General features: G+C 60.0%; 18 protein-coding genes and 1 pseudogene. 10 read left to right on the top strand and 9 right to left on the bottom strand.

Going from position 1 to position 22,311, the window contains the following annotated elements; all coding sequences use genetic code 11:
• Window positions 1–70: 70 nt before the first annotated feature.
• Complete coding sequence (locus QMO82_RS14015) at window positions 71–1,396, bottom strand: ABC transporter substrate-binding protein (protein ID WP_126829532.1); 1,326 nt, start codon at window positions 1,394–1,396, stop codon at window positions 71–73.
• Window positions 1,397–1,914: 518 nt separating this feature from the next.
• Here QMO82_RS14015 and QMO82_RS14010 point away from each other — a divergent pair.
• The 4 genes from QMO82_RS14010 to QMO82_RS13995 all read left to right on the top strand — a co-directional run bounded on the left by QMO82_RS14010 (window position 1,915) and on the right by QMO82_RS13995 (window position 8,385).
• Entirely contained in the window at window positions 1,915–3,360 is a 1,446-nt protein-coding gene (locus tag QMO82_RS14010) for an MFS transporter (RefSeq protein ID WP_183606970.1), read from the top strand.
• A 279-nt stretch (window positions 3,361–3,639) separates the two neighbouring features.
• Window positions 3,640–4,704: a sensor histidine kinase gene (locus QMO82_RS14005; protein WP_183606971.1), complete on the top strand. Its 1,065-nt coding sequence runs from the start codon at window positions 3,640–3,642 to the stop codon at window positions 4,702–4,704.
• A 715-nt stretch (window positions 4,705–5,419) separates the two neighbouring features.
• The gene (locus QMO82_RS14000; protein ID WP_183606972.1) at window positions 5,420–6,439 is read left to right on the top strand and encodes an alpha/beta hydrolase; all 1,020 of its coding nucleotides are present in this window, start codon (window positions 5,420–5,422) and stop codon (window positions 6,437–6,439) included.
• An 11-nt stretch (window positions 6,440–6,450) separates the two neighbouring features.
• Window positions 6,451–8,385, top strand: a complete 1,935-nt coding sequence (locus QMO82_RS13995; RefSeq protein WP_183606973.1) for a mechanosensitive ion channel family protein — start codon at window positions 6,451–6,453, stop codon at window positions 8,383–8,385.
• Between the two features lie 28 nt (window positions 8,386–8,413).
• Here QMO82_RS13995 and QMO82_RS13990 read toward each other — a convergent pair whose 3' ends face one another.
• Entirely contained in the window at window positions 8,414–8,773 is a 360-nt protein-coding gene (locus QMO82_RS13990) for a hypothetical protein (protein ID WP_183606974.1), read from the bottom strand.
• A 78-nt stretch (window positions 8,774–8,851) separates the two neighbouring features.
• Window positions 8,852–9,496, bottom strand: coding sequence for a helix-turn-helix domain-containing protein (locus tag QMO82_RS13985; RefSeq protein WP_183606975.1), 645 nt, complete (start codon window positions 9,494–9,496; stop codon window positions 8,852–8,854).
• Window positions 9,497–9,653: 157 nt separating this feature from the next.
• Here QMO82_RS13985 and QMO82_RS13980 point away from each other — a divergent pair, with 157 nt between their 5' ends.
• On the top strand, window positions 9,654–10,613 hold the full coding sequence (locus tag QMO82_RS13980) for a hypothetical protein (RefSeq protein ID WP_183606976.1): 960 nt from the start codon (window positions 9,654–9,656) through the stop codon (window positions 10,611–10,613).
• A gap of 373 nt (window positions 10,614–10,986) precedes the next feature.
• Here QMO82_RS13980 and QMO82_RS13975 read toward each other — a convergent pair whose 3' ends face one another.
• From QMO82_RS13975 to QMO82_RS13965, 3 genes are all read right to left on the bottom strand, one after another.
• Window positions 10,987–12,777, bottom strand: coding sequence for a hypothetical protein (locus tag QMO82_RS13975; RefSeq protein WP_183606977.1), 1,791 nt, complete (start codon window positions 12,775–12,777; stop codon window positions 10,987–10,989).
• Window positions 12,778–12,869: 92 nt separating this feature from the next.
• Window positions 12,870–13,538: a response regulator transcription factor gene (locus QMO82_RS13970; RefSeq protein WP_183606978.1), complete on the bottom strand. Its 669-nt coding sequence runs from the start codon at window positions 13,536–13,538 to the stop codon at window positions 12,870–12,872.
• On the bottom strand, window positions 13,528–14,754 hold the full coding sequence (locus QMO82_RS13965) for a sensor histidine kinase (protein ID WP_183606979.1): 1,227 nt from the start codon (window positions 14,752–14,754) through the stop codon (window positions 13,528–13,530). The genes QMO82_RS13970 and QMO82_RS13965 overlap by 11 nt, the downstream gene beginning before the upstream one ends.
• Before the next feature lie 455 nt (window positions 14,755–15,209).
• On the opposite strand from QMO82_RS13965, the gene QMO82_RS13960 reads away from it, so the two are divergent.
• From QMO82_RS13960 to QMO82_RS13940, 5 genes and pseudogenes are all read left to right on the top strand, one after another.
• The gene (locus tag QMO82_RS13960) at window positions 15,210–15,416 is read left to right on the top strand and encodes a hypothetical protein (RefSeq protein ID WP_183606980.1); all 207 of its coding nucleotides are present in this window, start codon (window positions 15,210–15,212) and stop codon (window positions 15,414–15,416) included.
• Window positions 15,417–15,564: 148 nt separating this feature from the next.
• Window positions 15,565–16,342: pseudogene (locus QMO82_RS13955) on the top strand (arginine deiminase family protein); the annotation flags it as partial.
• A gap of 204 nt (window positions 16,343–16,546) precedes the next feature.
• Window positions 16,547–17,641 carry a calcium/proton exchanger gene (cax, locus tag QMO82_RS13950; RefSeq protein WP_283196647.1) on the top strand — a complete coding sequence of 365 codons (1,095 nt, stop codon included), beginning with the start codon at window positions 16,547–16,549 and terminating at the stop codon, window positions 17,639–17,641.
• The gene (locus QMO82_RS13945; RefSeq protein ID WP_272782353.1) at window positions 17,638–18,003 is read left to right on the top strand and encodes a potassium channel family protein; all 366 of its coding nucleotides are present in this window, start codon (window positions 17,638–17,640) and stop codon (window positions 18,001–18,003) included. Before cax ends, QMO82_RS13945 begins: the two co-directional genes overlap by 4 nt.
• Before the next feature lie 126 nt (window positions 18,004–18,129).
• Complete coding sequence (locus tag QMO82_RS13940; protein ID WP_028756251.1) at window positions 18,130–18,366, top strand: hypothetical protein; 237 nt, start codon at window positions 18,130–18,132, stop codon at window positions 18,364–18,366.
• A 35-nt stretch (window positions 18,367–18,401) separates the two neighbouring features.
• Here the strand turns inward: QMO82_RS13940 and QMO82_RS13935 are convergent, their stop codons facing one another.
• The 3 genes from QMO82_RS13935 to QMO82_RS13925 all read right to left on the bottom strand — a co-directional run bounded on the left by QMO82_RS13935 (window position 18,402) and on the right by QMO82_RS13925 (window position 22,281).
• A complete protein-coding gene (locus tag QMO82_RS13935) occupies window positions 18,402–19,556 on the bottom strand; it encodes an AI-2E family transporter (RefSeq protein ID WP_183606982.1) in 1,155 nt (384 codons plus the stop codon).
• Window positions 19,557–19,720: 164 nt separating this feature from the next.
• A complete protein-coding gene (gene ppk2, locus QMO82_RS13930) occupies window positions 19,721–20,563 on the bottom strand; it encodes a polyphosphate kinase 2 (protein WP_183606983.1) in 843 nt (280 codons plus the stop codon).
• A gap of 26 nt (window positions 20,564–20,589) precedes the next feature.
• A complete protein-coding gene (locus QMO82_RS13925) occupies window positions 20,590–22,281 on the bottom strand; it encodes a SulP family inorganic anion transporter (protein WP_210305703.1) in 1,692 nt (563 codons plus the stop codon).
• Between the last annotated feature and the right edge of the window lie 30 nt (window positions 22,282–22,311).

Raw genomic sequence — 22,311 nt, 5'->3', positions numbered from 1 at the left:
TTGCCGATCCGGGCCGCCATCCTGGCGAGGATGGCGCGCAGAGGGATGCCGCCCGTCCCGTCGTCCGGCACTAGATCTTGCCGTCGTCCTTGAAGACGTCGCTCCAGTCCTTCACCAGGCCGTCGAGCGCTTCCTTGGCGGTGCCGTTGCCTGCGACCACGTAGTTATGGACGCGCTTCTGCATGGCCTGCAGCAGCGAAGCATAGCTCGGCTCGGCCCAGAAGTCCTTGACGATCGCCATCGAGTCCAGGAAGGCCTGGGCATAGGGCTGGCTCTTGGCGAAATCGGGCGCGTTGACGACCGAATTCAGGCAGGAGAAACCGCCGAGTTCCCACCATTTGGCCTGCACGTCGGGCTGTGCGAACCACTTGATGTATTGCAGGGCGGCATCGCGCTTGTCGGAGTAGGAGACCACCGAGATGCCCTGGCCGCCGAGCTGGGCGAAGTGCGCCTTTTCAGCAGGATTGGGGAAGAAGCCGATCCTGTCGCCGCCGACCTTCTCGTCCTTGTAGAGGCCGGGCCAGGTGAAGGCGAAGTTCATCTGCATGGCGACCTGGCCGGATTTGAAGGCATCGGCGGATTCGACCATGTAGACATTGGAGCTGCCGGGCGGGGTGCAGCAGTCGTATAGGGACTTGTAGAATTCGAGGCCCTTGACCGCGTCGGCCGAGTTGACGAAACCTTCCATGTCGTAAGGCTTCTTCGGGTTCTCGTACTGGAAGCCCCAGTCATAGAGGACGTTGGTCACGCCCATGGTGATGCCTTCGGAGCCGCGCTCGGTATAGATCGAGGCGCCATAGACGGTCTTGCCGTCGATCTGACGCTTCTGGAAGAACTCGGCGATCTGCTTCAGCTCGTCATAGGTCTTCGGGGCTGCGAGATCGTGGCCGTATTTCGCCTTGAATTCCTTCTGCAGTTCCGGCTTCTCGAACCAGTCCTTGCGGTAGGTCCAGCCGACGACGTCGCCCATGGCGGGCAGCGCCCAGTAGTTCGGCGTGTTTTTCGGCCATTCCGAGTAACCGACGACCGTCGCCGGCACGAAGTCATCCATCTTGATGCCTTCCTTGTCGAAGAAGTCGTTGAGCTTGACGTAATGGCCGTTCTCGGCCGAGCCGCCGATCCACTGGCTGTCGCCGATGATGAGATCGCAGAGCTTGCCGTGGGAATTCAGCTCGTTGAGGAAGCGGTCGGCATAACTCGTCCAGGGAACGAATTCGAACTTCATCTGCGTGCCAGTCTTGGCGGTGAAATCCTTCGACAGCTCGACCAGCGCATTCGCGGGATCCCATGCGGCCCAGCACAGCGTCAGTTCATCGGCTTTGGCGAGATTGGGCAATGCCGACGACATGACGAATGCCGTGGCCAGCCCCAAAAGGGCTTTCGATGTTTTCTGCATAAGTTCCTCCCAGAACCAAAAGCCGGCTCCCCGCCGGCGTCGCATGTTCACCCACTTCAGAGAATGCTCACATGAACTCCTCATTTATCATGTTTAGCAATATGTTTAGTGATATCCTCTTTTATAAACATTGCAAGTGGCAATCGTTGCTGCAGTGCACAGGCGTTTCGCCTATCTTTGGGAGCGGTCTTTCGGGCGATCCGGGGATTTCATTCCCAAGCGTACCGACACGGCGAAATCTGGCCTCGCTGCCGGCGGGCTCGCAGGATATAGACCTCCACGCCGCTCCTGTTTTCCCGGAGCGGTTCAAACTTGGCCTCGCTTCGGTGGGGCCTTTTTCTTAAGTGGACGCGCCACCTCGGGAATATTCCGTCGCAGTGCGAGATTTAGCCTTTCCGGCCTGATGCAACGGGCGTATTCAGCCAGTGCGCGGTTTGTCCGCGCCTCCCGCGGCAAATCTCCAATCAGCTTCCTTCCCGTTCCCTGTCGCGACACCCGGAATTTCCATTGGCAGATCGATGACCACGGCAGAGACGAGCGAGCAGGGGCAAGAGGCGGCACGCGGCCGCCAGGCGAAGATCGTGGCGCTGGTCGTTGCCGTTTCCTTCTTCATGCAGATCCTCGACGGCACGATCGTCGCCACGTCGCTGCCGCAGATGGCGGCGAGCTTCGGCGTGCAGCCGGTATCGATGAGCATCGGCATCACCGTCTACATGCTGACGATGGCCGCCTTCATTCCTCTGTCGGGCTGGCTCGGCGACCGGTTCGGCGCGCGGCGTGTCTTCCTGACGTCGATCGGCGTCTTCACGGTTGCCTCGCTGTTCTGCGCGTTCTCCGGCAGCCTTGCGGAATTCGTGCTCTGGCGCGCCGTCCAGGGGGCGGGCAGCGCACTGATGACGCCGGTCGGGCGCATCATCGTGCTGAAGAACGCCCGCAAGTCCGAACTCGTCCAGGCGATCGCGCTGATCACATGGCCGGCGCTGACGGCGCCCGTCATCGGCCCGGTGCTTGGCAGCTTCATCACCACCTATGCCAGCTGGCACTGGAACTTCCTGATCAACATCCCGATCGGCGTCATCGGCATGGGTCTGGTGCTGCGCTTCGTTCCAGAGCAACGCGAGTCCGATCCCGGCCGGCTGGATATCCTCGGTTTCATCCTGAGTGCGGCAGGGCTGACCTTCCTGCTTGCCGCCCTGGAGCTCTCGGTCAAATGGGACGGCGGGCTTCTGCCTGTCATCGCGATGCTGGCGGCGGGGATCGTGCTGTCCTTCCTGGCGACGCGGCATTTCCTTGCCGTCGACAATCCGCTGCTCGATCTCTCCGCCTTCCGCGTGCAGACCTTCTCGATGTCGACGCTGTCGGCGGGCACGGCCTGCCGGACGGCGATCAATGCGACGCCGTTCCTATTGCCGCTCCTGTTCCAGCTCGGCTTCGGGCTGAGTTCGATTGCCGCCGGCGCCTATCTGCTCGTCTATTTCCTCGGCAATCTCGGCATGAAGACGGTGACGACGCCGCTCCTGCGCTTTTTCGGCTTCCGCACGGTGCTGGTGTTGAACGGGTTGATCGCCGCGTTTTCGATCCTCGCCTGCGCCTTCCTTTCGCCTGACACGCCGCAGTTTTTCATCCATGCGCTGCTTTTTGTTGCCGGCCTGTCGCGGTCGATGGAGTTCACGGCGCTCAACACGCTCGCTTTCGCCGATATAGGCCCGGCGCAGAGAAGCTCGGCCTCGACGCTGTCGAGCATGCTGCAGCAGGTGTCGATGCTGCTCGGCGTCGCGGTGGCGGCCGCCGTGCTCAATATTTCCTCGGCCCTGAGGGGCGCCGACAATCCCGTTCTTGCCGATTTCCGCTGGGCCTTCGTCGTGGTCGGCGCTATCGGCGTCGCCTCGTCGCTGCGCTTCCTGCAATTGCCGGTAGAGGCTGGGGCCGAAGTATCCGGCCATCGGAAATTCCAGAAGAATTAGCTTGGCCTGCGGAACCGATCGGGCCGTTCGGCGTTTATGAATTTCATTTCAGGGTTTTCGTTTCCCAACCTCTTTCAACGGCTTTCATGGGGTCCTCCCCAGGCCAGGGTCATGTTCTGAAAATGCCGGCTGCCCGACATCCTCCTTCCGCCCCGCCTGCGCCGAGAGCGAGGAATAGCCGCTGTTTACCTCAGGGGGCCAATGCAATACCACATTGCCATGCGGACGACTCGGACGCTTGCGGGCGTTCGTCGCTCAGAGAGAACGCCGGGAGACGGAATGAGCAATTCTAGCGGCGATGCGGATGCCCTGTTCCGCATCCTCTATATCGACGATGACGAAGGGCTGGCCCTGCTGATGCAGAAGAACCTCAGTCGGCGCGGCTTTTCTGTCGAGTGGGCGCGGAACGGCGCTGCCGGTCTTGCCAGGCTCCGTGAAGGCGGCATCGATGCCGTCGTGCTCGATCATATCCTAGCCGACGAGACCGGTCTCGACATTCTGCCCTGCATCACGGCGATGCGGGATCATCCGCCTGTCATCTACGCCACCGGTTCGGACGATACCGGAATCGCGGTCGCGGCGCTGAAGGCGGGCGCTGACGACTATATGCTCAAGGGGATCTCGGCGGATTATTTCGACCTGCTGGCCGCCGCCCTCGAACAGGCGCTGGAGCGGGCGCGCTTCCGCCGCGAGACGGCACAGGCACAGGAAGTGATCCGCCAGCAGCGCGACCTTGCCGAGATGCTACTTGCCGAGGTCAATCACCGCATTGCCAACAGCCTCGGTCTGGTCGGGGCGCTGATCCGCATGCAATCCTCGATGACCAAGGACCAGGTGGCGATCGACGCGCTGCACGAAACGCAGATGCGCATCAACGCCATCGCCAGCGTGCACCGGCGGCTCTATACCAATCGGCAGGTCGGCTCGGTGCAGGTCGACGAATATCTGAACAGCCTGCTCACCGAACTCGAAACCTCGATGCGCGACGACAAGCGGCCGCACCGCATCGTGTTGACCGCCGAGCCGGTCAATCTGGCGACCGACAAGGTGATCACGCTCGGGCTGATCGTCAGCGAACTCGTTACCAATGCCTTCAAATATGCCTATCCGGACAGCGTGCCGGGCGAAATACGCGTCTTCGTGGACCAGGCGGACGAGGCGTTGAGGGTCATCGTCGAGGATGACGGCGCTGGTTTCGACCCGTCGAACCCGGCGAGGGGAACCGGCCTCGGCACGCGGATACTGACGGCCATGGCCGCGAGTTTGAAATCGGATTTCGCTTATGATCCCGGACATGACGGAACCAAGGCGACATTGGTGTTTTCGTTGCATGAGGGGAAGTAGGGTTTGTGCAGCCGAAATTTTGCGCGATGGAGTCTATAGTCCAAGAAGACTGCGCCTGACCCTAACCTTGCCGGGGTTACGCCACGGGTTCGACCCGTCCTTCGGACCCCCGCAAAAACGCTAAGGGATTACACATCTCGCAAGGCCCAACCTGCGGCACATGCTTTGAAGTATTGTAGGCGGCCATTGAAGAAGGTGATGGGGCCTGGCGGCTTGGAGGAGGCATAGCCGTTTCAGCCTCCGAGCTTGGCGATGATCCAGGCGGCCCGGGCCAGTGAGGCCTTGGGATGGGGATTGGATTACAGCTTGGTCTTGCCCTTGAAGCTTTGCTCGAGGGCGGCGAGCGTGTCGATCTCGTCTGCGGTAAAGGAAAGGCTTGCCGGCCGATCTTTTCTTGCAAGGTTGTGCGCTCTGAAGCAGCGCCCGGGCTCCAGAGCGCGATGATCTGCTAGTGGGCGGACCCGCAGCAGGCATGGGAAGAAGTCTGCCCGCAGCCGTCGGATAGCCGCACACTGTACTATATATCCGACACCTGCCGCCAAAGTTTCCTTTCGCTGCGCTCGGACGGCCTGTGCGGGACGTGACTCCTATCCACGCCTGGTACCGATCGCTTCCAAAGCGTACAGATATTACGTGATGCTACAGGCGCCGCTGCGACCCACCTGCTAGTATCCCGGCTCCAAAGCCTCCTCCAGAGCGATTGCTGGATGCGTGAATGGCAAAGCGTAGCGTGGCTCTTTTTCTTCTTCTAACGAGTTGCGGGCATCCGGGCGGCGTGATGGCATCCGTTTCAATTTCATCGTCGACGCCGCCGACATCAAGGGTCGACATGCTGGTTGCGACCACGCGCGAGCCTTCGGGAAACCCGGCCACACTCTTCAACGGCGAGCGCAGTTCAAAGCCACATCTGACCCAGATCTCTGTTTCAATCCCGGCGAAGCGCGAAGCCGGCACGGTTCAGTGGCCTAAACGCCTTCCCCCCGATCCTGCCACCGACTTTGCCGTAACGAACGTTCAGCAGATCGACACCATCGCGCAAGGCCGCGTCTGGTTCCGGCAGCACGTGAACGGCGGGCATGCACTCGTCTTCATTCACGGCTTGAACAACACCTATGAGGATTCCGTCTTCCGGCTGGCGCAGATCGTACACGACAGCAAGATGCAGGCGATGGGGATACGCGACGGCCACGTCAATTCGAAAATCCACAATGTCATCCTGGCCTCGCCCGACATCGACATTCAGGTATTCGCCAAACAATATGTGGAGATGGGTGAACCGCGTCCGAAATTCACGATCTTCGTCTCCCAGGATGACAAGGCTCTTGCAGTCTCCAGCTTCCTCACCGGACGTGTCTCCCGTCTCGGCGCGATCAACCCTGCTGAAGAGCCCTACCGCTCGAAACTGGAAAAGGCCGGTATCACCGCCATCGACCTGACGAAGGTGAAGACCAACGACAGGCTCAATCACGGCAAATTTGCGGAAAGTCCCGAGATTGTCCAACTCATCGGCCAGCGCCTTATGACAGGCCAGCCCCTTACCGATTCCAAGGTCACGCTGGGCCAGGGCATTACGGCTGTCGTCGGCGGCACGGTGGCAAATATCGGCACTGTAGCTGCCACCGCCGTCGCGGTGCCGGTTGCGATCATCGAGCAGCCCATCACGTGGAAGAGACCGCCACGATCCGCCAACGAGACGCTCGACGGCGACCTGAAACAACAGACACTGACGCAATGAGGAGTTTCAGGTTGAAATGGCTGCTTTCCTTCACCGCCGTTTTTCTCTTCGCGTTGAGTGCTTTGGCGCAAACGCCGCCGGTGAGCCCTCAGCAGAAGATCGACGAACTCGTGCGCCTGCTACAGGATCCCGAAGTGAAGGTCTGGCTTGATAGCCGCAAGCAGGAGAGTGGGGCCGTGCCATCCGTTTCACCGCCCGGCCGCTCGGCCTTGGCCAGGTGGGAGGCCGATGCGCGGGGGCGTGTGAACGCGATTCTGGCGGCAATCCCGGCAATTCCGGCAGAGGTGACGGCGGCGGCAACAAGAGCAAGGCGCGAAGCTGCCGGCAGAGGCTATGCGCCCGTATTCGTCATATTCGGCGGCCTGGTCGCTTTTGGTCTTGCCGCCGAGGCGGTGTATCGCAGGTTTGCCGCGCGCCGCGAGGCGTTGTTCGGCCGGCTTATCCCAGTCGGCATATTCGCCGGCGCGATGGGCGTCGTCTTTTTCGCGGTCGAATGGCCGCCGCTCGCGCGAGTGACGCTCCTTGCCTATCTCTCGGCCTTCATCCTGTTTCGATTGGCGGCTGCGCTGCTGTCCGCGGCGGCGATGGGCTCGTCGCTGCGGATGAGGCTATTGATCCTGTTCGGGGTCATCAGTTTTGCGATCGCGACAGCAGCCGTCGGCGAGCCGCTCGGCGTTTCCCCTGAAGTCAGCGACGCAATCAGCTATTGCTTCTCCGTGATTGGACTGCTTTTTGCCGTCGAGGCCGTGTGGTCGATCTGGGAAGGAAGCCGCGCCTGGAAGGCGGCGATAACGGCCTTCCTCGTCGTCCTGTGGCTCGTCTGGTGCCTCAATATGAAGGGCCTGTTCTGGATCGGCATTTACGCGCTGGTGTTGCCGGCGATCCTGAATGCCGTCGGCCGCATGGCGCTATCCTTCACCAGCGATCCCGGTAGCCTGCGCAGTATCCTGGTCGCCCGCGGTGCGCGGGCCGCGGTTATCGCGCTCGCCGTGGGATGGCTGGCGCTTGTCTGGCATCTCAATCCAGACACGCTGGGTCGGCGCGACCCGATGATCGCGGCTCTGTTTTACGGCTGCCTGAAGAGCGTCCTGATCCTCGTGGTCGCGGACCTTCTTTGGCAAGTGGCGCGGGGCTGGATCGACCGAACGCTGAGCGCATCGACCGGCACGACATCGCTTGCGCCGGCCGACGCCGCCCGGCGCGCGCGGTTTCGGACGCTTCTCCCGATCTTTCGCAATGCATTGGCCGTTGCTGTCGCGGTCATGGCGGGGCTGATCGTACTGGCGCAATTGGGCGTGCAGATCGGACCGCTGATCGCGGGAGCGGGCATCTTCGGAGTCGCCATCGGTTTCGGCTCGCAGACTTTGGTCAAGGACGTCATCAACGGTTTCTTCTACATGTTCGACGACGCCTTCCGTGTGGGTGAATACATCCAGGCCAAGGACTACAAGGGGACGGTGGAAAGCTTCAGCCTGCGCTCGGTGCGTCTGCGCCATCATCGCGGCCCGGTGTTCACGGTGCCGTTCAGTGAGTTGGGTGCTGTCGAGAACATGAGCCGCGACTGGGTGATCGACAAGTTCAGGATCACCGTCGGATTCGATACCGACATAGACAAGGCCCGCAAGCTGACCAAGAAGGTTGGAGCCGATCTGATGGAAGATCCGGAACTCGGCCAACACTTCATCGAGCCGCTGAAAATGAAGGGCGTCGAGCAGTTCGGCGACTACGGCATCGTGTTGAGCTTCGCCATGACTACGGTTCCGGGCATGCAGACCTATATCCGTCGCAAAGCCTATGCCAAGATTCGCGAACTGTTCCTGGCAAACGGCATCGCATTCGCGCAGCCAACGGTGCAAGTCGGAGGCGACGACAAGGGCGGCGGCGCGGCGGCCGCTCAAGCGATCCTTGCGCAGCAGGCGGCAAGCGCAGCGACGCCGGCAAAGTGACCTCGCCGGCCAAGGCAGATGAACGGCGCTAAGGTTTCAGATCATAGGCCTGCTGCGACGCACGAAGCTCCACCAGCGTCTTGCCGACACAGCTGCCGCCGCCGGCGCCGCCGATTGCCTTTGCCTTTCCATCGAGCGTGATCGTGCCGGCGATCCGGTCGGATGCGACATAGGTCGCCACGCCGTCTTGCGAGACACGCGATATGTAAAAGGCATGGTAGGTTTCGTTGTACTTGCAATGGATGACCAACGGAAACTGAGAGAAGGGATCATCCTCGGCATGGACGGCGTGCAGTGGAAAAACTGCCACCAGAGTTGGGGCGGCGACCAGGCCGGCAAGAACTCTTTTGGGCAATGCGATCGATTTTCGGCGGGACGCATATGTCAATGGTTCAATCCCTCTATCGTGGCCTGCAGCGCCGCGCGTGTCGTCAGATCCGCAAGGACGCTGTCACACTCTGCATTGCTAAATCGTCAAGGCGACGAGCGCATCGCGATCGAGAAGCCGAACAATCCGTTGTGATTTGCCGGCAAGACGAAGGATGCGTTTTTCCCGGAGCTTCGTAAAGGAGCGGGCAACCGTTTCGACTGTCAGCCCGAGATAGTCGGCAATATCGCTGCGAGACATCATCATATCGAATTCCGGATCCTCGGGATGGCGGTCGGCCATCTCCTGAACGAAGGCTGCAAGGCGCTTCAAGGCGCTTTGCTCGCTGATGATGAGTTGTTTGCATTGCGCCTTTGCCAGGTTCGTCAGGGCAATGTGCAAAAGATCGATGGGGACGACTGCGTCCTGATTGGTGCGAAACGGCCTTACGCGCGTTTCGCAGATGGCCTCTGCGAAATCGGTTCGGACATTCCCGTTTTCGAGCCCGAACCATTCGCCCTTGCCGCAGAAGGATAGGATATGCCGCTGGCCGTTCGACGTCAGGCGGTAAATCCGCACGGCGCCTGCCTCGACCTGGTAGATGGCAAGGGCGTATTCGCCTTCGCTGTAGATCGTTTCGTCGGCGCTGAGTTTGATCGACTGATCTTTGGCTATCGCGGAAACCGTTCCATGGTGGTGGCCGGGAACCGTTGCGTATTTTCCGATCGCGTGACCCTGGAACATGTGCGTCGTCCCCCATCCGCGTCCATCATAAGCAATCGTTGCTTGCCTCGGTATTCGAGATACCCCTTACGTATTGCTACGGAAGCACGCGACCGCCGACGGGTGTATAATGCTTCCACCCCTTGAGAGTGATACGGCGGTATCGCGGGAGGTCTAGATGGCACCGGAAGAGGGAGGGGGCAGCCAGGCACGTCAAGACAACGAAAGCGTTCGCGCGCAGCTTGATCGTATACTCGCAAGCCCGGAATTTCTCGCGCCTGAACGCGGGCGCCGCTTCCTGCAATATATTGTGGAAGAGACGCTTGAAGGGCATGCCGGACAGCTCAAGGCCTTTACGATTGCACAGGCGGTGTTCGGCCGTGATGCCTCCTTCGATGCACAGAACGATCCGGTTGTCCGTATCGAAGCGGGGCGTATCCGTCGCGCCCTTGAACGATACTATCTTGTCTGCGGAAGCAGTGACCCGATACAAATCACCATTCCAAAAGGGGGCTATGCTCCACATATTTCGAGCGATGAAGACACTTCGAACGTCAAGGCCGCCGATGTACCAAATCCGGAGAACAAGCGCCGCCATCCCGGGCATGAGCGATCGATGCGATATCGCGATCTTCTCCTGCCGATCGGCATTCCCGCCCTCTTCGGTGCAATGGCGGTACTCGCCCTCATCCGTCCGCTCGAATCCTACCTCTCGCCGCCGAAAACGCCGCCGGCTGCCGCCTCGACATTGAAAAGCAAAACCAGGATCGTTGTCGAACCCTTCGCTGCCCTCGGCGGTACTGCGCGCGGCGCGGATTTTGCCAAGGGGCTGGCCGATCAGCTGATCGCAAAGCTCATAAAAGTGGACAACCTTGTCGTGCTTGCTCCCGATCGATCCGGCATGGAGACGACCGGCTCGCTATTCAATCTGCAGGGAAGCGTCCTTGTCGAGGGCACGGTCCTGCATCTGCATGTCCGCCTGATCAACGGCGCCGACGGCGCGGTCGTCTGGGCAAACCAATATGACCGCGAGCTGCGCGATCAAACCATTCTCGATGTCGAGGACGAAATTGCCGCTCAAATCATCATGGAAATTTCTGGCGACCGCAAACTGAGCGGCGCAGACCCGATTCCATAGGCGCATCGCAAGCGATCGCGCCTCGGATCGCGGCCGGGACCGCCCACTCGGGATCGTTCGCGCCGTTAGAGCCTTTCCGGGTTAGATTGAAGCATTCTGTTGGCTCAAACGGAGTCGGATGGCCGGTCGATCAGCCGGCCTGTTTCAGCCAACCCTCCCGCAGATTTGCCTGGCAAATCCGCAAGACTTAAGAATCGCCGGGCGCACTTGTCGCTTCGCCATGGCGAAGCGGTGCGGCCGGTGGGCCGGGCATCTCTAACCAGGATCAAAGGCGATCGGCTCGGACGTACCAAGGGGTATGCCCTTCGCCAATCGCCTCTGCCCTGACGAAAACCTGCTCCGGCAGAATGCTTCAATCTAACCCGGAAAGGCTCTATCCTCCCGATGGCAAGTCAACGGCCACCCCCGCGGCGCGCAGGCCGGCAAAGAACCTTTCGCGATCCGCCGGGCGCTGCAAGCGCAGCGAAATCTCCTGGCGGATGTTCGTCATCAATGCCGGCGCGTGGGACTGGAGCCAATCCTGCTCCAACTTGGCTTCGCCCATTTTGCCCGCGGTTCCGAGAATGGACAGCAAGGCAAGGTGGCGCATGGGGTTGCAATCGAGATCTGATATTCGCGACCATTGTTCCGCCGCTTCGATATCGCCTCTCATAAATGCGCACATCGCCATACCCGCCTCGTAGTAGCCACTGGGGCCGGCATTTTTGTCAAGCGCGATCGATATCAACTCGCAACCCGATTGCCATTTTCCCGACATCGCCAATCGCAAGCCGTACTCGCCCGCAACTTCCACATCGTCGGGATCCGCGGCATAGGCTGCCGTCCCGGCCGCCAGTGCCTTGTCGATATCTCCCCGGAAGAAGTTCACTAGCATAACGGCGCGAAGCACGCGGGGATTATCCGGCGCCAGCGATGCCGCCCGCTGCGCCGAAGCCGTTGCCAATGCGAGGGCCTCGGCCGATGATGGTGTGCCGAGCCTGTAGCGAAATCTCATTTCGTCAAGATAGACCAGGGACAAGAGCGCCCATGACGTCGCATTATCGGGTGTGCGCTGGATCGCCTGTTGCAGGCATTCGCGCACCGCACCATGGCTTTGCGCAGTCATCGCCTGGAGATAGCTATAGTAGGCCGGGATACAGGCATGGGCATCCTGGTCTGCCTTCTGCGCCGGCTGAGCGATCATGGCTGTTTCGGCTTGAAAGATGGCGCCGTGAGGCTGCGCTATCGCACCGGCGATTTGCCGGGCGACATTTGTTTGAATCCAGAGCTTGTTCTGAGCGCGAAGATCGGCATCGAAATTATTGGCCCAGATGACCGCCCCGTCTGCCCGACGCACCAGCCTGGCAACGGAGCGCAACCGGCTTCCGTCCGTCTGGACGTTGCCCTGAAGCGCGTAGTCGGCAGCAGCGACATGATCACCCGTCGGCGGATCGGGATCGGCGACCACGACGATGTCATCGAGCTGGGCAAGCTGGCCGATAATATCGTCCCTGAGGCCGTGGGCGATATCCGAAGCGGAATCGACGGAGCTGCTCTCTGCAAAAACCTCGACAGCAACCGTCGGCGGGGAGGCTTCCGACGGCAATGGCCTGATAAGGGCACTTCCCGTCACAAAAAATGCCAATGCGAGGACGAGAAGAAGAAGAAGAAGGATGGCCAGCAGACCGGTTCTGGGACTACGAGCGACCGGCGGCTGCGGACGGCGCGTCTCCTGAGGCGATTGATTTTGATCTGCAAATTCTCCGATCCGCGGATTTTCCGGGTCTTTTTCTGGCCGAGCCGGCACCGGCGCGTCGCGGGTATATTCGAAATGCGGCACGTATCCGCCTTTCGGCACGGTAATAATGACGTCATCCGCCTGGCCTGCGACGAGATAATAACGTTCCAGGGCCTTTCGTATTCGGCCCGCCTCGATCCTGACGACCGGATCATTCTGCGGGTCGAATGACGCTTCCCGACCAAAAACGATATTTGCGATGGTAAACGCCTTCAGGAAGCTTGATCGGCCAGCGAGCGTCTCACTGACAACAAATTCCAAAAAATTTCGCCCGCGCTTCGGCGCGTGAAATTCTTCACTCGCGAGAATTCGCTCGACTTGCCGGCAGATTTCCTCAGCCGTCGGTCCAAGACTGCTGAATACATCGATCTTTGTTGCGTTTCTCATGATCGCCCCTACGACTAGATCACGCAATTATATAAGCATCTTCTAAAGCACAATATCTTAGGGGCGTCCAGTTGCAAGCATCGCTTTTCGAATTATCGGGCGCAGGCTGGCCAGGTGTCGGCCGGTGAGATCCGGCCGGTTTCGGTCGGCTGCTCAACCGCGTCGATGGCGATGGCCATGCGCATGAGTTCTGCAAGATTGCGAGCTCCCATCTTCGCCATCACATTGGCGCGATGGACCTCCACCGTGCGCGAGCTGATGCCGAGATGATAGGCGATCATCTTGTTCTGCAGACCATCGAGCACGCCGTTCAGAACCTGATGTTCGCGGTCCGTGAGCTGACGAACTCGTGCTGCGACGCTTTCGGAATCGGCGACCGCGCAGCCTGGCCGCCTTTGTCCCATCGCCAGATTGATCGCCGCGATCAACGCTTCCTCCCCAAGGGGCTTTTCCAGGAAGTCCGACGCTCCTGCCTTCATTGCTTGGACGGCCGCGGCTATATCGCCCTGGCCGGTAATGACGATCGCCGGAACGTCCGCGCTGAACCGGCGCAGACGGTGGAGCAATTCGATGCCGTTGACATCAGGCATGCGCAGATCCGTCACCAGGCAGTTTCTGCCCGAAAGAGGCAGAATATCCAGAAATGCCTTTGCGCAGCTATGCGCTCGCACGGCAAAACCTGCCGATACCAGCAAGAATGTCAAAGATCGTCTCAATACCTCCTCGTCATCGACGAGATGGATCGTAAGGTCATTCGTCATCGATTTCGGTCTCCACCAAAGGAAGCGAGAAAGAGAAGACTGAACCATTCTCTGTTCTTCTGCGCGCGCTTATGCGGCCTCCATGCGCCTCGATAATGCGCTTGGACAATGCCAAGCCCATGCCAAGGCCATGCGGCTTGCCGGTCACGAAGGGACGAAACAACGACTCTTCCATCTCGGCTGCAATCCCGCAGCCATTGTCGGACACGTCCACAACGATATGCGAGGAATTCTCCAGTGTTGTCCGGATCGCAATCGAGGGCTGCTCGACACACTCGGTCGCCTCCAGGGCGTTGCGAACGAGGTTCGTCAGCACCTGCACGATCTGAACGCGGTTTCCAAGGACAGTGTTCTGTGATGCTTCGAGCCGAAAGTCGGTGCGAAGGTCTTTTCGCCGCGCCCCAATCAGCGCGAGCCTTGTTGCCTTATGGATCAGGTCGTGCATCGCCTCCGGCTTCCTCTCGGAAGCGCCACGCTCGACGAATTCTCTGACGTTCTGGACGATACTTCCTGCCCAGAGCGCCTGCTGCGTAATTTCCAGCAGCGCTTCGCGAAGCTCTTCACCGCGCCGGCGACGGTTGCCCCTGACCAGGCGCCCGCACCCCTCTGAATAGGCTGCGATAGACGACAGCGGCTGGGAAAGTTCATGGGCAAGTGTGGACGCCATCTCTCCGAGTTCAGTCATTCTTGCAAGGCGGGCAATCTCATGCTGCAGCTCCTGAACCTGCTGCAAGGTCTCGCGTTCGGTTCGAAAGTCCTCAAAAATCGCCGCAGTGAAGACGCCTTTTTCATCATCTTTCCTGATAATGGTAAGGGCTGTCGGAAATTGAACCCCGCTCTTGGTGATCGCCAGACCGGCACGCACCGCCCCATGGTCTGCCCAGCGCCCATTCAATCGAACATTCGGTGTCGCATGCCAGACGAAGCCGATCTTTCGGCCCGTCAACTCGCGCTCTTCATAACCGAACATGGCGACCGCAGCCTTGTTGCAGGCTGAAATTCTGTGGCGGTCATCAATTAAAAACACCGCGTCCGGCATGTGTTCGTGGAGTTGCCGGATCCAGTCCATCCGCAGTCCGCCGTCTCCTTCGCGCAAAGCGCGCGCCGGCTCGCGAGACAGCGTCTGCGACGTTCCGGATGGGACTTGTCCTGCCATGACCGCGACGGTGGAACCGGCTTCGGCGGCGACACGCGGCGCCTCCATCTTGATGGACATGATGGTCTCCTCCGTCCCTTGAGAAGTCTTGGCCCATGGACCGTTTTTTTTGTCCTCCAGAATGACGTTACAATACCACCAATGGGCGGGTAGTCCGTGTAGTATCGCGTAGCCTCTATTGGTCTTGCCTCGCCAACCTTCGGCGCAAACCCACAGCGGGCGTTGATCCGGCTCAATGCCTCCGCCTCATTGTTCCGCTATGGTGGGGAACAGAGGGCAAGTGGCCGTTTTGAGGGAGTCAAAGGATAGGGACGCCCTTGCCGCCCGTGGGCGGATGAGCCGCAAGGAATATCGGCGATCGAGTGATGGCCAAAGCTCGTCTGATCTATTTCTGCAGACAAGATCCACAATTTCCGGCTGATGGCCGGTCAGGCCAAAACACGCCGGTTGGATGATTGCCGTGCCGGAATGACAACCTCGTGTCCGGTTGAGTGGGTCATCGGGAGGGTTTGGTGATGTGGCGATTGCCAATCGAAGCTCCGTTCGAACAGGATATAGAGCTCGCCGTCATCGACGACGAAGGCGTCCATGCCCTGGTTTTCCCCTGCCAGCGTCTACCCGATGGCTGGATCAATGCGGTGACCGGCGACGCGCTCGACATTCATCCTACCCATTGGCGCTTATGGCAAATCCATCGCTGCGATGTTCCGGGTCTTCAATGAACTCCCGCGCCACAGCTGGCGGAAGCGCCGCAACATACTGTGCCGCGGATTGTCTGCGATCAATGACACGACCGATCGGGCCGAAATAGTCTGGTTTTCGAAGAACGGCCGACGCGGCCGCGATCCGGAAAGCTGGAAGGAGGACCACATGCGTGGTTTCGGGGTTCACTCGGAGGTCGGGAAATTGAGAACCGTCATGGTTTGCAGACCGTCTTTGGCTCATCAGCGCCTGACACCTGCCAACTGCCATGATCTGCTTTTTGACGATGTCCTATGGGTACATGAGGCTCAGAAAGATCACTTTGACTTTGTGCTGAAGATGCAGGAACGGGGCGTTGAAGTTCTCGAGCTCCACGACTTGCTTGGCCAGGCGCTTGCCAACAAACAGGCGCGCGATTTCGTATTGGACCGGCGCATTACCCCGAATGTGCTCGGCTCGCAGATCGCCGAGGCGATGCGACCTTGGCTTGACGAAATGCCGCCCACGCAGCTTGCCGCATTCATGATCGGCGGCATCGCAATCTCCGACCTACCTGAGGTCAAGGCGAAGTCGCTGATGCTCAGCGCCTTGCCGGAGACGGATTTCGTCATCCCGCCGATTCCGAACACTCTGTTCCAGCGCGACCCTTCTTGCTGGATTTACGGCGGCGTGACCTGCAACCCGATGTTCTGGCCGGCAAGACGCGCGGAAACGCTGATCCAGCGTGCGATCTACAAGTCCGATCTTCCTCGGCGGCGATTTCCAGATCTGGTGGGGCGATTCAGACCATCAGTTCGCCAATGCCTCGATGGAGGGAGGCGATATCATGCCGATCGGCAACCGCACGGTCCTGATCGGCATGGGCGAGCGTACGACCTATCAGGCCGTCGGCCAGGTGGCGCAGGCGCTGTTCCCTATGCGGCGCAGAATTTCCGGTTGTTTTTTACAACATGGTTTGGCCAGCCTGACGATGCGGTCGTGACCTTCTTCCGGCAGACGGCTCTTCCGGAATGAGGCCGCGAGCGCAGAGGGAAGATGAGCAAGACAGGGATCATCGGCGTCGGCCGGGAGCGAGTGGCAACAGATCATCTCAATCCAAGTAATCAGGGGCCAGGTAATCAGGGGCCAGGTGATCAGAGGGGAGTGAAGGTTGAGGCTTCTTTTCAAAGAGATTCGCGATAGCCCCATGCTCTGGCTGCTGGCCGCCGTGCCGGTGGTGTTCGCAGCTGCGGCGCTCTTCCCCGAGGCCCACACGGCGCTTTTCGTCCTGTCGGTGCTGGCCATCGTCCCGTTGGCCGGCCTGCTTAGTCATGCGACCGAATCTGTTGCCGCCAAGACGGGTGACGCCGCGGGCGGGCTGCTGAATGCGACCCTCGGCAATCTTACCGAACTGGTCATCGCGCTGGCTGCCCTGCAGGCCGGCGAATATACGCTGGTCAAGGCATCCATCGCCGGAGCGATCGTCACCAACACGCTGTTCATGCTGGGCGCTTCGTTTCTGCTCGGCGGGCTCAAATACCACATTCAGGAATTCAACCGGGCCAGCGCGCGTATTCAGTCCGGCCTGCTTTTCCTGGCCACAATCGCCCTGCTGATGCCTTCGGCGCTTGGCGGATTGGACGCGGCATCGGTCGCACCAGTCACTCAAACGCTCAGTCTCAGCCTGGCTGCCTTACTGATCGTCGGGTACGGGCTTGGGCTGTTGTTCACGCTTGGGACGCACCGGGAATTTTTTTCTTCAACGGAACATGCCGAGGCCGGCGAAGCGCCGTGGCCGATCGGCCTTGCTCTGGGTACGCTTGCCGGCGTCACCATAATCGTGGCCTTGGTGAGCGAGATTTTCGTCGAGTCCGTGCAGGAAGCGGCCGAAGCCTTCGGAATGACTCCCGCCTTTGTCGGTTTCATCGTCGTCGCCCTGGTCGGCGGCGCCGCCGAAATGGCCTCGGCGTTTGCCGGCGCGCGCAAGAACCGGCTGGATCTGAGCGTGGGCATCGCCCTCGGGAGCGCTTCCCAGATTGCCCTATTCGTTGCGCCCGTTCTGGTCTTGATGAGTTATATCATCGGTCCGTCACCGATGGATCTGCAATTCTGGCCAGGTGCCGTGACGATGATGTTCCTTGCGACGGTGACTGCGATGTTCGTCACCAACAGCGGGCGATCGGCATGGTTTGTCGGCGTCCTGGTGCTGATGGTGTACATGATTTTCGCCATAACGCTGTACGTCCTGCCGCCGGCAGTGCGATGAGATCCCGCGTTCCCAAACAGGAGCGATCGGGCGGCGGACCGCATACCCGCCAGGTGAGAAGGCTATTCTTCGTCGCACTTGCAAAGCAGCTTCGTGTCATCTGGCCGATCCTCTCCGGCATCGTGTCGATCATGGTCGCATCCGGACTTGCAATTTGGCGGATCGAGAATTGGCGGATCGATGAAGCGCTTTATTTTACCTTCGTGACGGGACTTACCATCGGCTATGGCGACTTCACGCCCAAACATGTTTCGGCACGAATACTGGCTTTGGTCATCGGGTTTGCAGGGATCGTGCTGACCGGCGTCATTGCCGCCATCACGGTAAAGGCCTTGAGCATGACGGACCGAGACAGCAGCTAGACCTCTCCGGGTCAGATTGCCGACACCGCCGGGCTCTCGTACATTTATTCGTGATCTCGGGGAACGATCCGATACCTTGGTGACTTCGTATCCGTTGCAGGGGTGCGTTGAATGCGGAGCTGATCCATGAGCAAAGAGCGTGGCCGCAGAAAACTGATGTTGCGGCTCCCCGATATCCGGCATCTTCTGGAGAGCATGACCAGTGAAGCGCTCGCGGAGATGTTTGAATCCTACGATCTTGCTGTCGATGCGCTGGAGCGGTTCCGAAGTAAGAGCCCGAGGGAAGAGAAGCTCATCATCGAGTATGAACAGCTCTGCCGCGAAATCGAGCAGGAGGTTGTCGTCTACTGCAAGAATAGGTGAGTCCCGCCAGGCGCCGCTGGCGCCTCGACGGACCGTCATTGCGTGTGTTCGATGCGTTCCGGTTGAGCATCGAATCTCGGGGGGCGGCTATTTTCCGATCCGGTCGAAACCGAAGGCCAGGCCCAGGCTTTCAGCAGTTCGTAGAAGACACCGAGAACGACCGGCCCCAAAAACAGCCCCAGAAGGCCTTGTGACAAAGTGCCGCCGATGACGCCGATCAGTATCACCGGCATTGGAGTGGAGAGGCCGCGCGCCATCAAGATCGGTTTCAGTATGTTGTCGACGATCATGATGGGGATCGCAACGGCGGTGAAAGCCAAGGCGATCCACAGGGGCCAGGAGAACCATGCCCAAACGATCACCGGCAAAAGAATAAGTGCAGGCCCGAGCTGCATCAGGCACAGGGCGAACACAAGAAAGGTCAAAGGCCCGCCCGCCGGAACGCCAAAAACGGTAAAACATAGTCCGCATAACAGCGCTTGCAGGAAGGCAACGCCAATGACGCCTCGCGATACATTGCGTACCGTGGCTCCCGCCAGCCGGGCAAAGCCAACACCCTTTTCACCGGCAATCCGGCTTGCCAGCACCTGTATGGTTGCAGCCAGGCGTGCTGACTGCGTGAGCAATACGCCCGAAAGAATGATCGAAACGACAAAGCTCAAAACACCGCCGCCGATCGAGGCAAGCTTCGTGACGACAACGCCCGTCACTTCACGAATGGGCGCCTGAAACTTGATGATGGTAGCGGCCAGATCGCTTGCGATCTTATTCCAGGCATCGTGGATCCGCTCGCCAACGACAGGCCATTCCCGAATAGCGGCCGGCGCTGAGGGGAGCGTGAAGTTCCCCGCCCGTAACTTGCCGATCAACGCCTGCGCGGTGTCGGCAAAATTGACCGCAACGAGGGCCAGGGGCGCGATGATCAGCACGAGACAAAAGACGACGATGATGACGGCCGCGATAACGGGCCTGTTTCCGATCAGCCTGGAAAGCGCCTCGAATATCGGGAAAAGGGCAACTGCAAGGATGGCCGACCAGATGACGATCAGCGCAAAGGGAGCAATCAGAACGACCGTCCAGTAGGCAAAAAGCCCGACGATGCCCAATCGGACAAGATCGCTTATTCTCGCCTCTATCGAAATCTGCCCTGACCCGGCTCCCTGCGCCGCCGTATCGCCTGTTTTCTCCATCGTTGCGTCCCGTCCGCCATGTTCGAGAGCGGTTCAGCTTTTCGCGGAAACGCAGAACCGCTCCAACCTTTTGTTCTGACGCAATTCCCGGCAAAAGCGCTTTGCGCTTTGCCCGGGAAAACCGCTTCGCACTTTTCCTGGATTTGCTCCAGGCTGAGGTCGTCTTATGACGTCGCGTCCGGCACAACATGGCGGATGCTGCGGTCCTCCACGAAATCCGCCGGCCGCTTCTGACGTTTGCCGAGATCGGGTGCTTCAAACTTCACTCGCTCATAAGGGATGGACTGCAGGATGTGCGAGATGCAATTGACCCGGGCACGTTTCTTATCGTCCGAGGGCACCACCCACCACGGCGCATGGTTGCTGTCGGTCATCCGCAGCATCTCGTCATAGACACGCGTGTAGTCCCACCAGCGCTGATAGGATTCAACATCCATGGGGCTGAGTTTCCACTGTCGCATCGGGTCGTCGATCCGGCGCCTGAAACGGCGTTCCTGCTCTTCCTCGCTGACCGTCAGGAAGTATTTCAGCAGAACGACGCCGCTTTCGACGATCGCAGCCTCGAAGCGGGGCGCCAGTTCAAGAAAGCGCTGCGCCTTCTTTTCGCTGCAGAATCCCATGACACGATCGACGCCGGCGCGGTTGTACCAACTGCGGTCGAATATGACGATTTCGCCGGCGGCCGGCATATGAGCGATATAACGCTGCATGTAGATCTGAGATTTCTCGCGGTCGGTGGGCGCCGGCAATGCCACGACCCGAAAGACCCGCGGACTGACTCTTTCCGTTATACGCTTGATCATGCCGCCTTTGCCGGCGGCATCCCGCCCCTCGAAGACGATGACGACTCTCGCGCCGGATTTCTTGATCCAGGCTTGCAAATGAGCCAACTCGACCTGCAGGCGCTCGATTTCCTTGTCATAATTCCATGATTTCTTTTTCTTCTTGTCCTTTCCGACGCGATCTGCCCCTCCATCCGCCTTTGCGGGCTCGTAATTCTCGTCCATTTCTCTCTCCCTTGCGCGAACATATCCTAGCCTGCCGACGCGGTGCCGCTGGCCTCGCCGCCACTTCCGATCAGCGCTCGCAAGGCCTCTTCCCTGCCGTTGAAAAGATTGTGGACGCCGATCGCTTCGACGACCCCCGCGCGCTCAAGGATGCCGCGGCTTTGTTCGCCGAGGTCGCTCATTGCGAAGACGATATTCCGCTTTGCCAGGATCTCGGCCACGGCATCGAGCGCGGCTGCGCCGGTGCTGTCGATATGCGTGATGGCGCTGGCATCGAGCACGAGGCATCTGGTTTCGGCAGGAAGTCCCTTCGCTACCGATGTCAGCCGCATGCGCACGTAATCGGCGTTGTAAAACAGAATGCTGCCTTGGATGGCGAAGACGGCGGCGCCCTCGATGGGGCGAGCTTCCGGAAAGCGGGCGAGATCGAAAAAGCCGTGCCGCCCTTCGATACGGCCAAGAAGACCGTCGCGGGGAAACATCGTCTGACGCAATAGATAGACGAGCGTTGCCGCAACCGCGACGATGACGCCGTTGAGAACACCGAAGCTGATTGCGCCCCACATGGCGATCAGCGCAAAAATGAATTCCATGCGGCTGATGCGCCAGATCTTTTTCAATTCGTGAATATCGATGAGGCTGATCGCCGCCGTCGCGAGGATTGCGGCGAGCGCGGGAATGGGGAGTATCCGCAGCGCACCCTGAAGGAAAACAAGCGCGGCGATCAGCGTCGCGGCCGATACCAGCCCTGCCACCTGAGAGACGCCGCCCGTCGACAAGTTTATCGCGGTTCGGGAATCCGAGACGCTGACGGGAAACGAACCGAACAAGCCGGGCGCGATATTGGCGGCGCCAAGTCCGATCAATTCCTGATTGGCGTCGACCTCCTCTCCGGTCCGTGACCCGAAGCTTCTTGCCGCGACGATGCCTGCGCCGAAGCTGACGAGAAAGATCGCGGCCGAACCGAGAACGATCTTATCGAGAGGCATCTGATGCAATGCAGGCAGGGATAGGCTCGGCAGTCCGCTTGGGATATCGCCGACAACGGCAATCCCCCGGCCTTGGAAGTCGAAGATCGCTGAAAGGACGACCGAGAGGACAACCACCAGGACAGGGCCCGGAACTCTGAACCGGAAGGCTCGGACGATCCATAACAGGGCGAACATGATGAGGCCGAGAACGAGCGAAGGCCAGTGGATCAAGCTGCTCTTGGCGAGCATTTCGACAAGCGGCGGGATCAGTCCGTCCGATTCGATCTTCACTCCGGTGAAGCGACCGATTTGTCCGACAAGGATCGAGAGCGATACGCCGGCGAAGAAGCCCACCAGAATTGGACGGGACAGAAAGCTCGCGAGAACGCCGAGCCTCAGCAATTTCGCCGCGATGCAGAAGACGCCGACGCCAAGCGCAAGGGCGGACGCGATGGCGACCCTGTCGGCACCTGCCGCCGTGGGTTCGGCCGCGATGATGGCGCCCATGGCGGCGGCCAGGACGGTCATGGTCGCAGCGTCGGGCCCGACGACCAAAAGCCGGGAAGGACCAAAGATCGCATAGGCGATCGGGGCGACGATGCTGGCATAAATGCCGGTCTCCGGCGGTAGGCCGGCGATGGCGGGATAGGCGATGGCGCTCGGCAAGCCGACTGCGGCGATCGACAGCCCGGCCGGGATGTCACTGCGGAGCCACTCTCTGTTGAAGCCGGCCAAGCCCCTCATCATCGGAAGACTTCCTATCACCGCTGGCTCCTT

The organism is Rhizobium sp. BT04 (assembly GCF_030053135.1).
Classification (GTDB): domain Bacteria; phylum Pseudomonadota; class Alphaproteobacteria; order Rhizobiales; family Rhizobiaceae; genus Rhizobium; species Rhizobium binxianense.
Note: the sequence above shows the minus strand (reverse complement) of the source record. Positions and strands in the feature narration are given on the sequence as shown.

What these genes read in the sequence shown, in the direction of transcription:
- QMO82_RS13945 (WP_272782353.1), top strand. Translation starts at nt 17,638, where the DNA reads ATGAGATCCCGCGTTCCCAAACAGGAGCGATCGGGCGGCGGACCGCAT.
- QMO82_RS13985 (WP_183606975.1), bottom strand. Translation starts at nt 9,496, where the DNA reads ATGTTCCAGGGTCACGCGATCGGAAAATACGCAACGGTTCCCGGCCAC.
- QMO82_RS13975 (WP_183606977.1), bottom strand. Translation starts at nt 12,777, where the DNA reads ATGAGAAACGCAACAAAGATCGATGTATTCAGCAGTCTTGGACCGACG.
- QMO82_RS14005 (WP_183606971.1), top strand. Translation starts at nt 3,640, where the DNA reads ATGAGCAATTCTAGCGGCGATGCGGATGCCCTGTTCCGCATCCTCTAT.
- QMO82_RS13935 (WP_183606982.1), bottom strand. Translation starts at nt 19,556, where the DNA reads ATGGAGAAAACAGGCGATACGGCGGCGCAGGGAGCCGGGTCAGGGCAG.
- QMO82_RS13980 (WP_183606976.1), top strand. Translation starts at nt 9,654, where the DNA reads ATGGCACCGGAAGAGGGAGGGGGCAGCCAGGCACGTCAAGACAACGAA.
- QMO82_RS14010 (WP_183606970.1), top strand. Translation starts at nt 1,915, where the DNA reads ATGACCACGGCAGAGACGAGCGAGCAGGGGCAAGAGGCGGCACGCGGC.
- QMO82_RS13960 (WP_183606980.1), top strand. Translation starts at nt 15,210, where the DNA reads ATGTGGCGATTGCCAATCGAAGCTCCGTTCGAACAGGATATAGAGCTC.
- QMO82_RS13940 (WP_028756251.1), top strand. Translation starts at nt 18,130, where the DNA reads ATGAGCAAAGAGCGTGGCCGCAGAAAACTGATGTTGCGGCTCCCCGAT.
- QMO82_RS13970 (WP_183606978.1), bottom strand. Translation starts at nt 13,538, where the DNA reads ATGACGAATGACCTTACGATCCATCTCGTCGATGACGAGGAGGTATTG.
- QMO82_RS13965 (WP_183606979.1), bottom strand. Translation starts at nt 14,754, where the DNA reads ATGTCCATCAAGATGGAGGCGCCGCGTGTCGCCGCCGAAGCCGGTTCC.
- QMO82_RS13925 (WP_210305703.1), bottom strand. Translation starts at nt 22,281, where the DNA reads ATGATGAGGGGCTTGGCCGGCTTCAACAGAGAGTGGCTCCGCAGTGAC.
- QMO82_RS14000 (WP_183606972.1), top strand. Translation starts at nt 5,420, where the DNA reads ATGGCAAAGCGTAGCGTGGCTCTTTTTCTTCTTCTAACGAGTTGCGGG.
- QMO82_RS14015 (WP_126829532.1), bottom strand. Translation starts at nt 1,396, where the DNA reads ATGCAGAAAACATCGAAAGCCCTTTTGGGGCTGGCCACGGCATTCGTC.
- ppk2 (WP_183606983.1), bottom strand. Translation starts at nt 20,563, where the DNA reads ATGGACGAGAATTACGAGCCCGCAAAGGCGGATGGAGGGGCAGATCGC.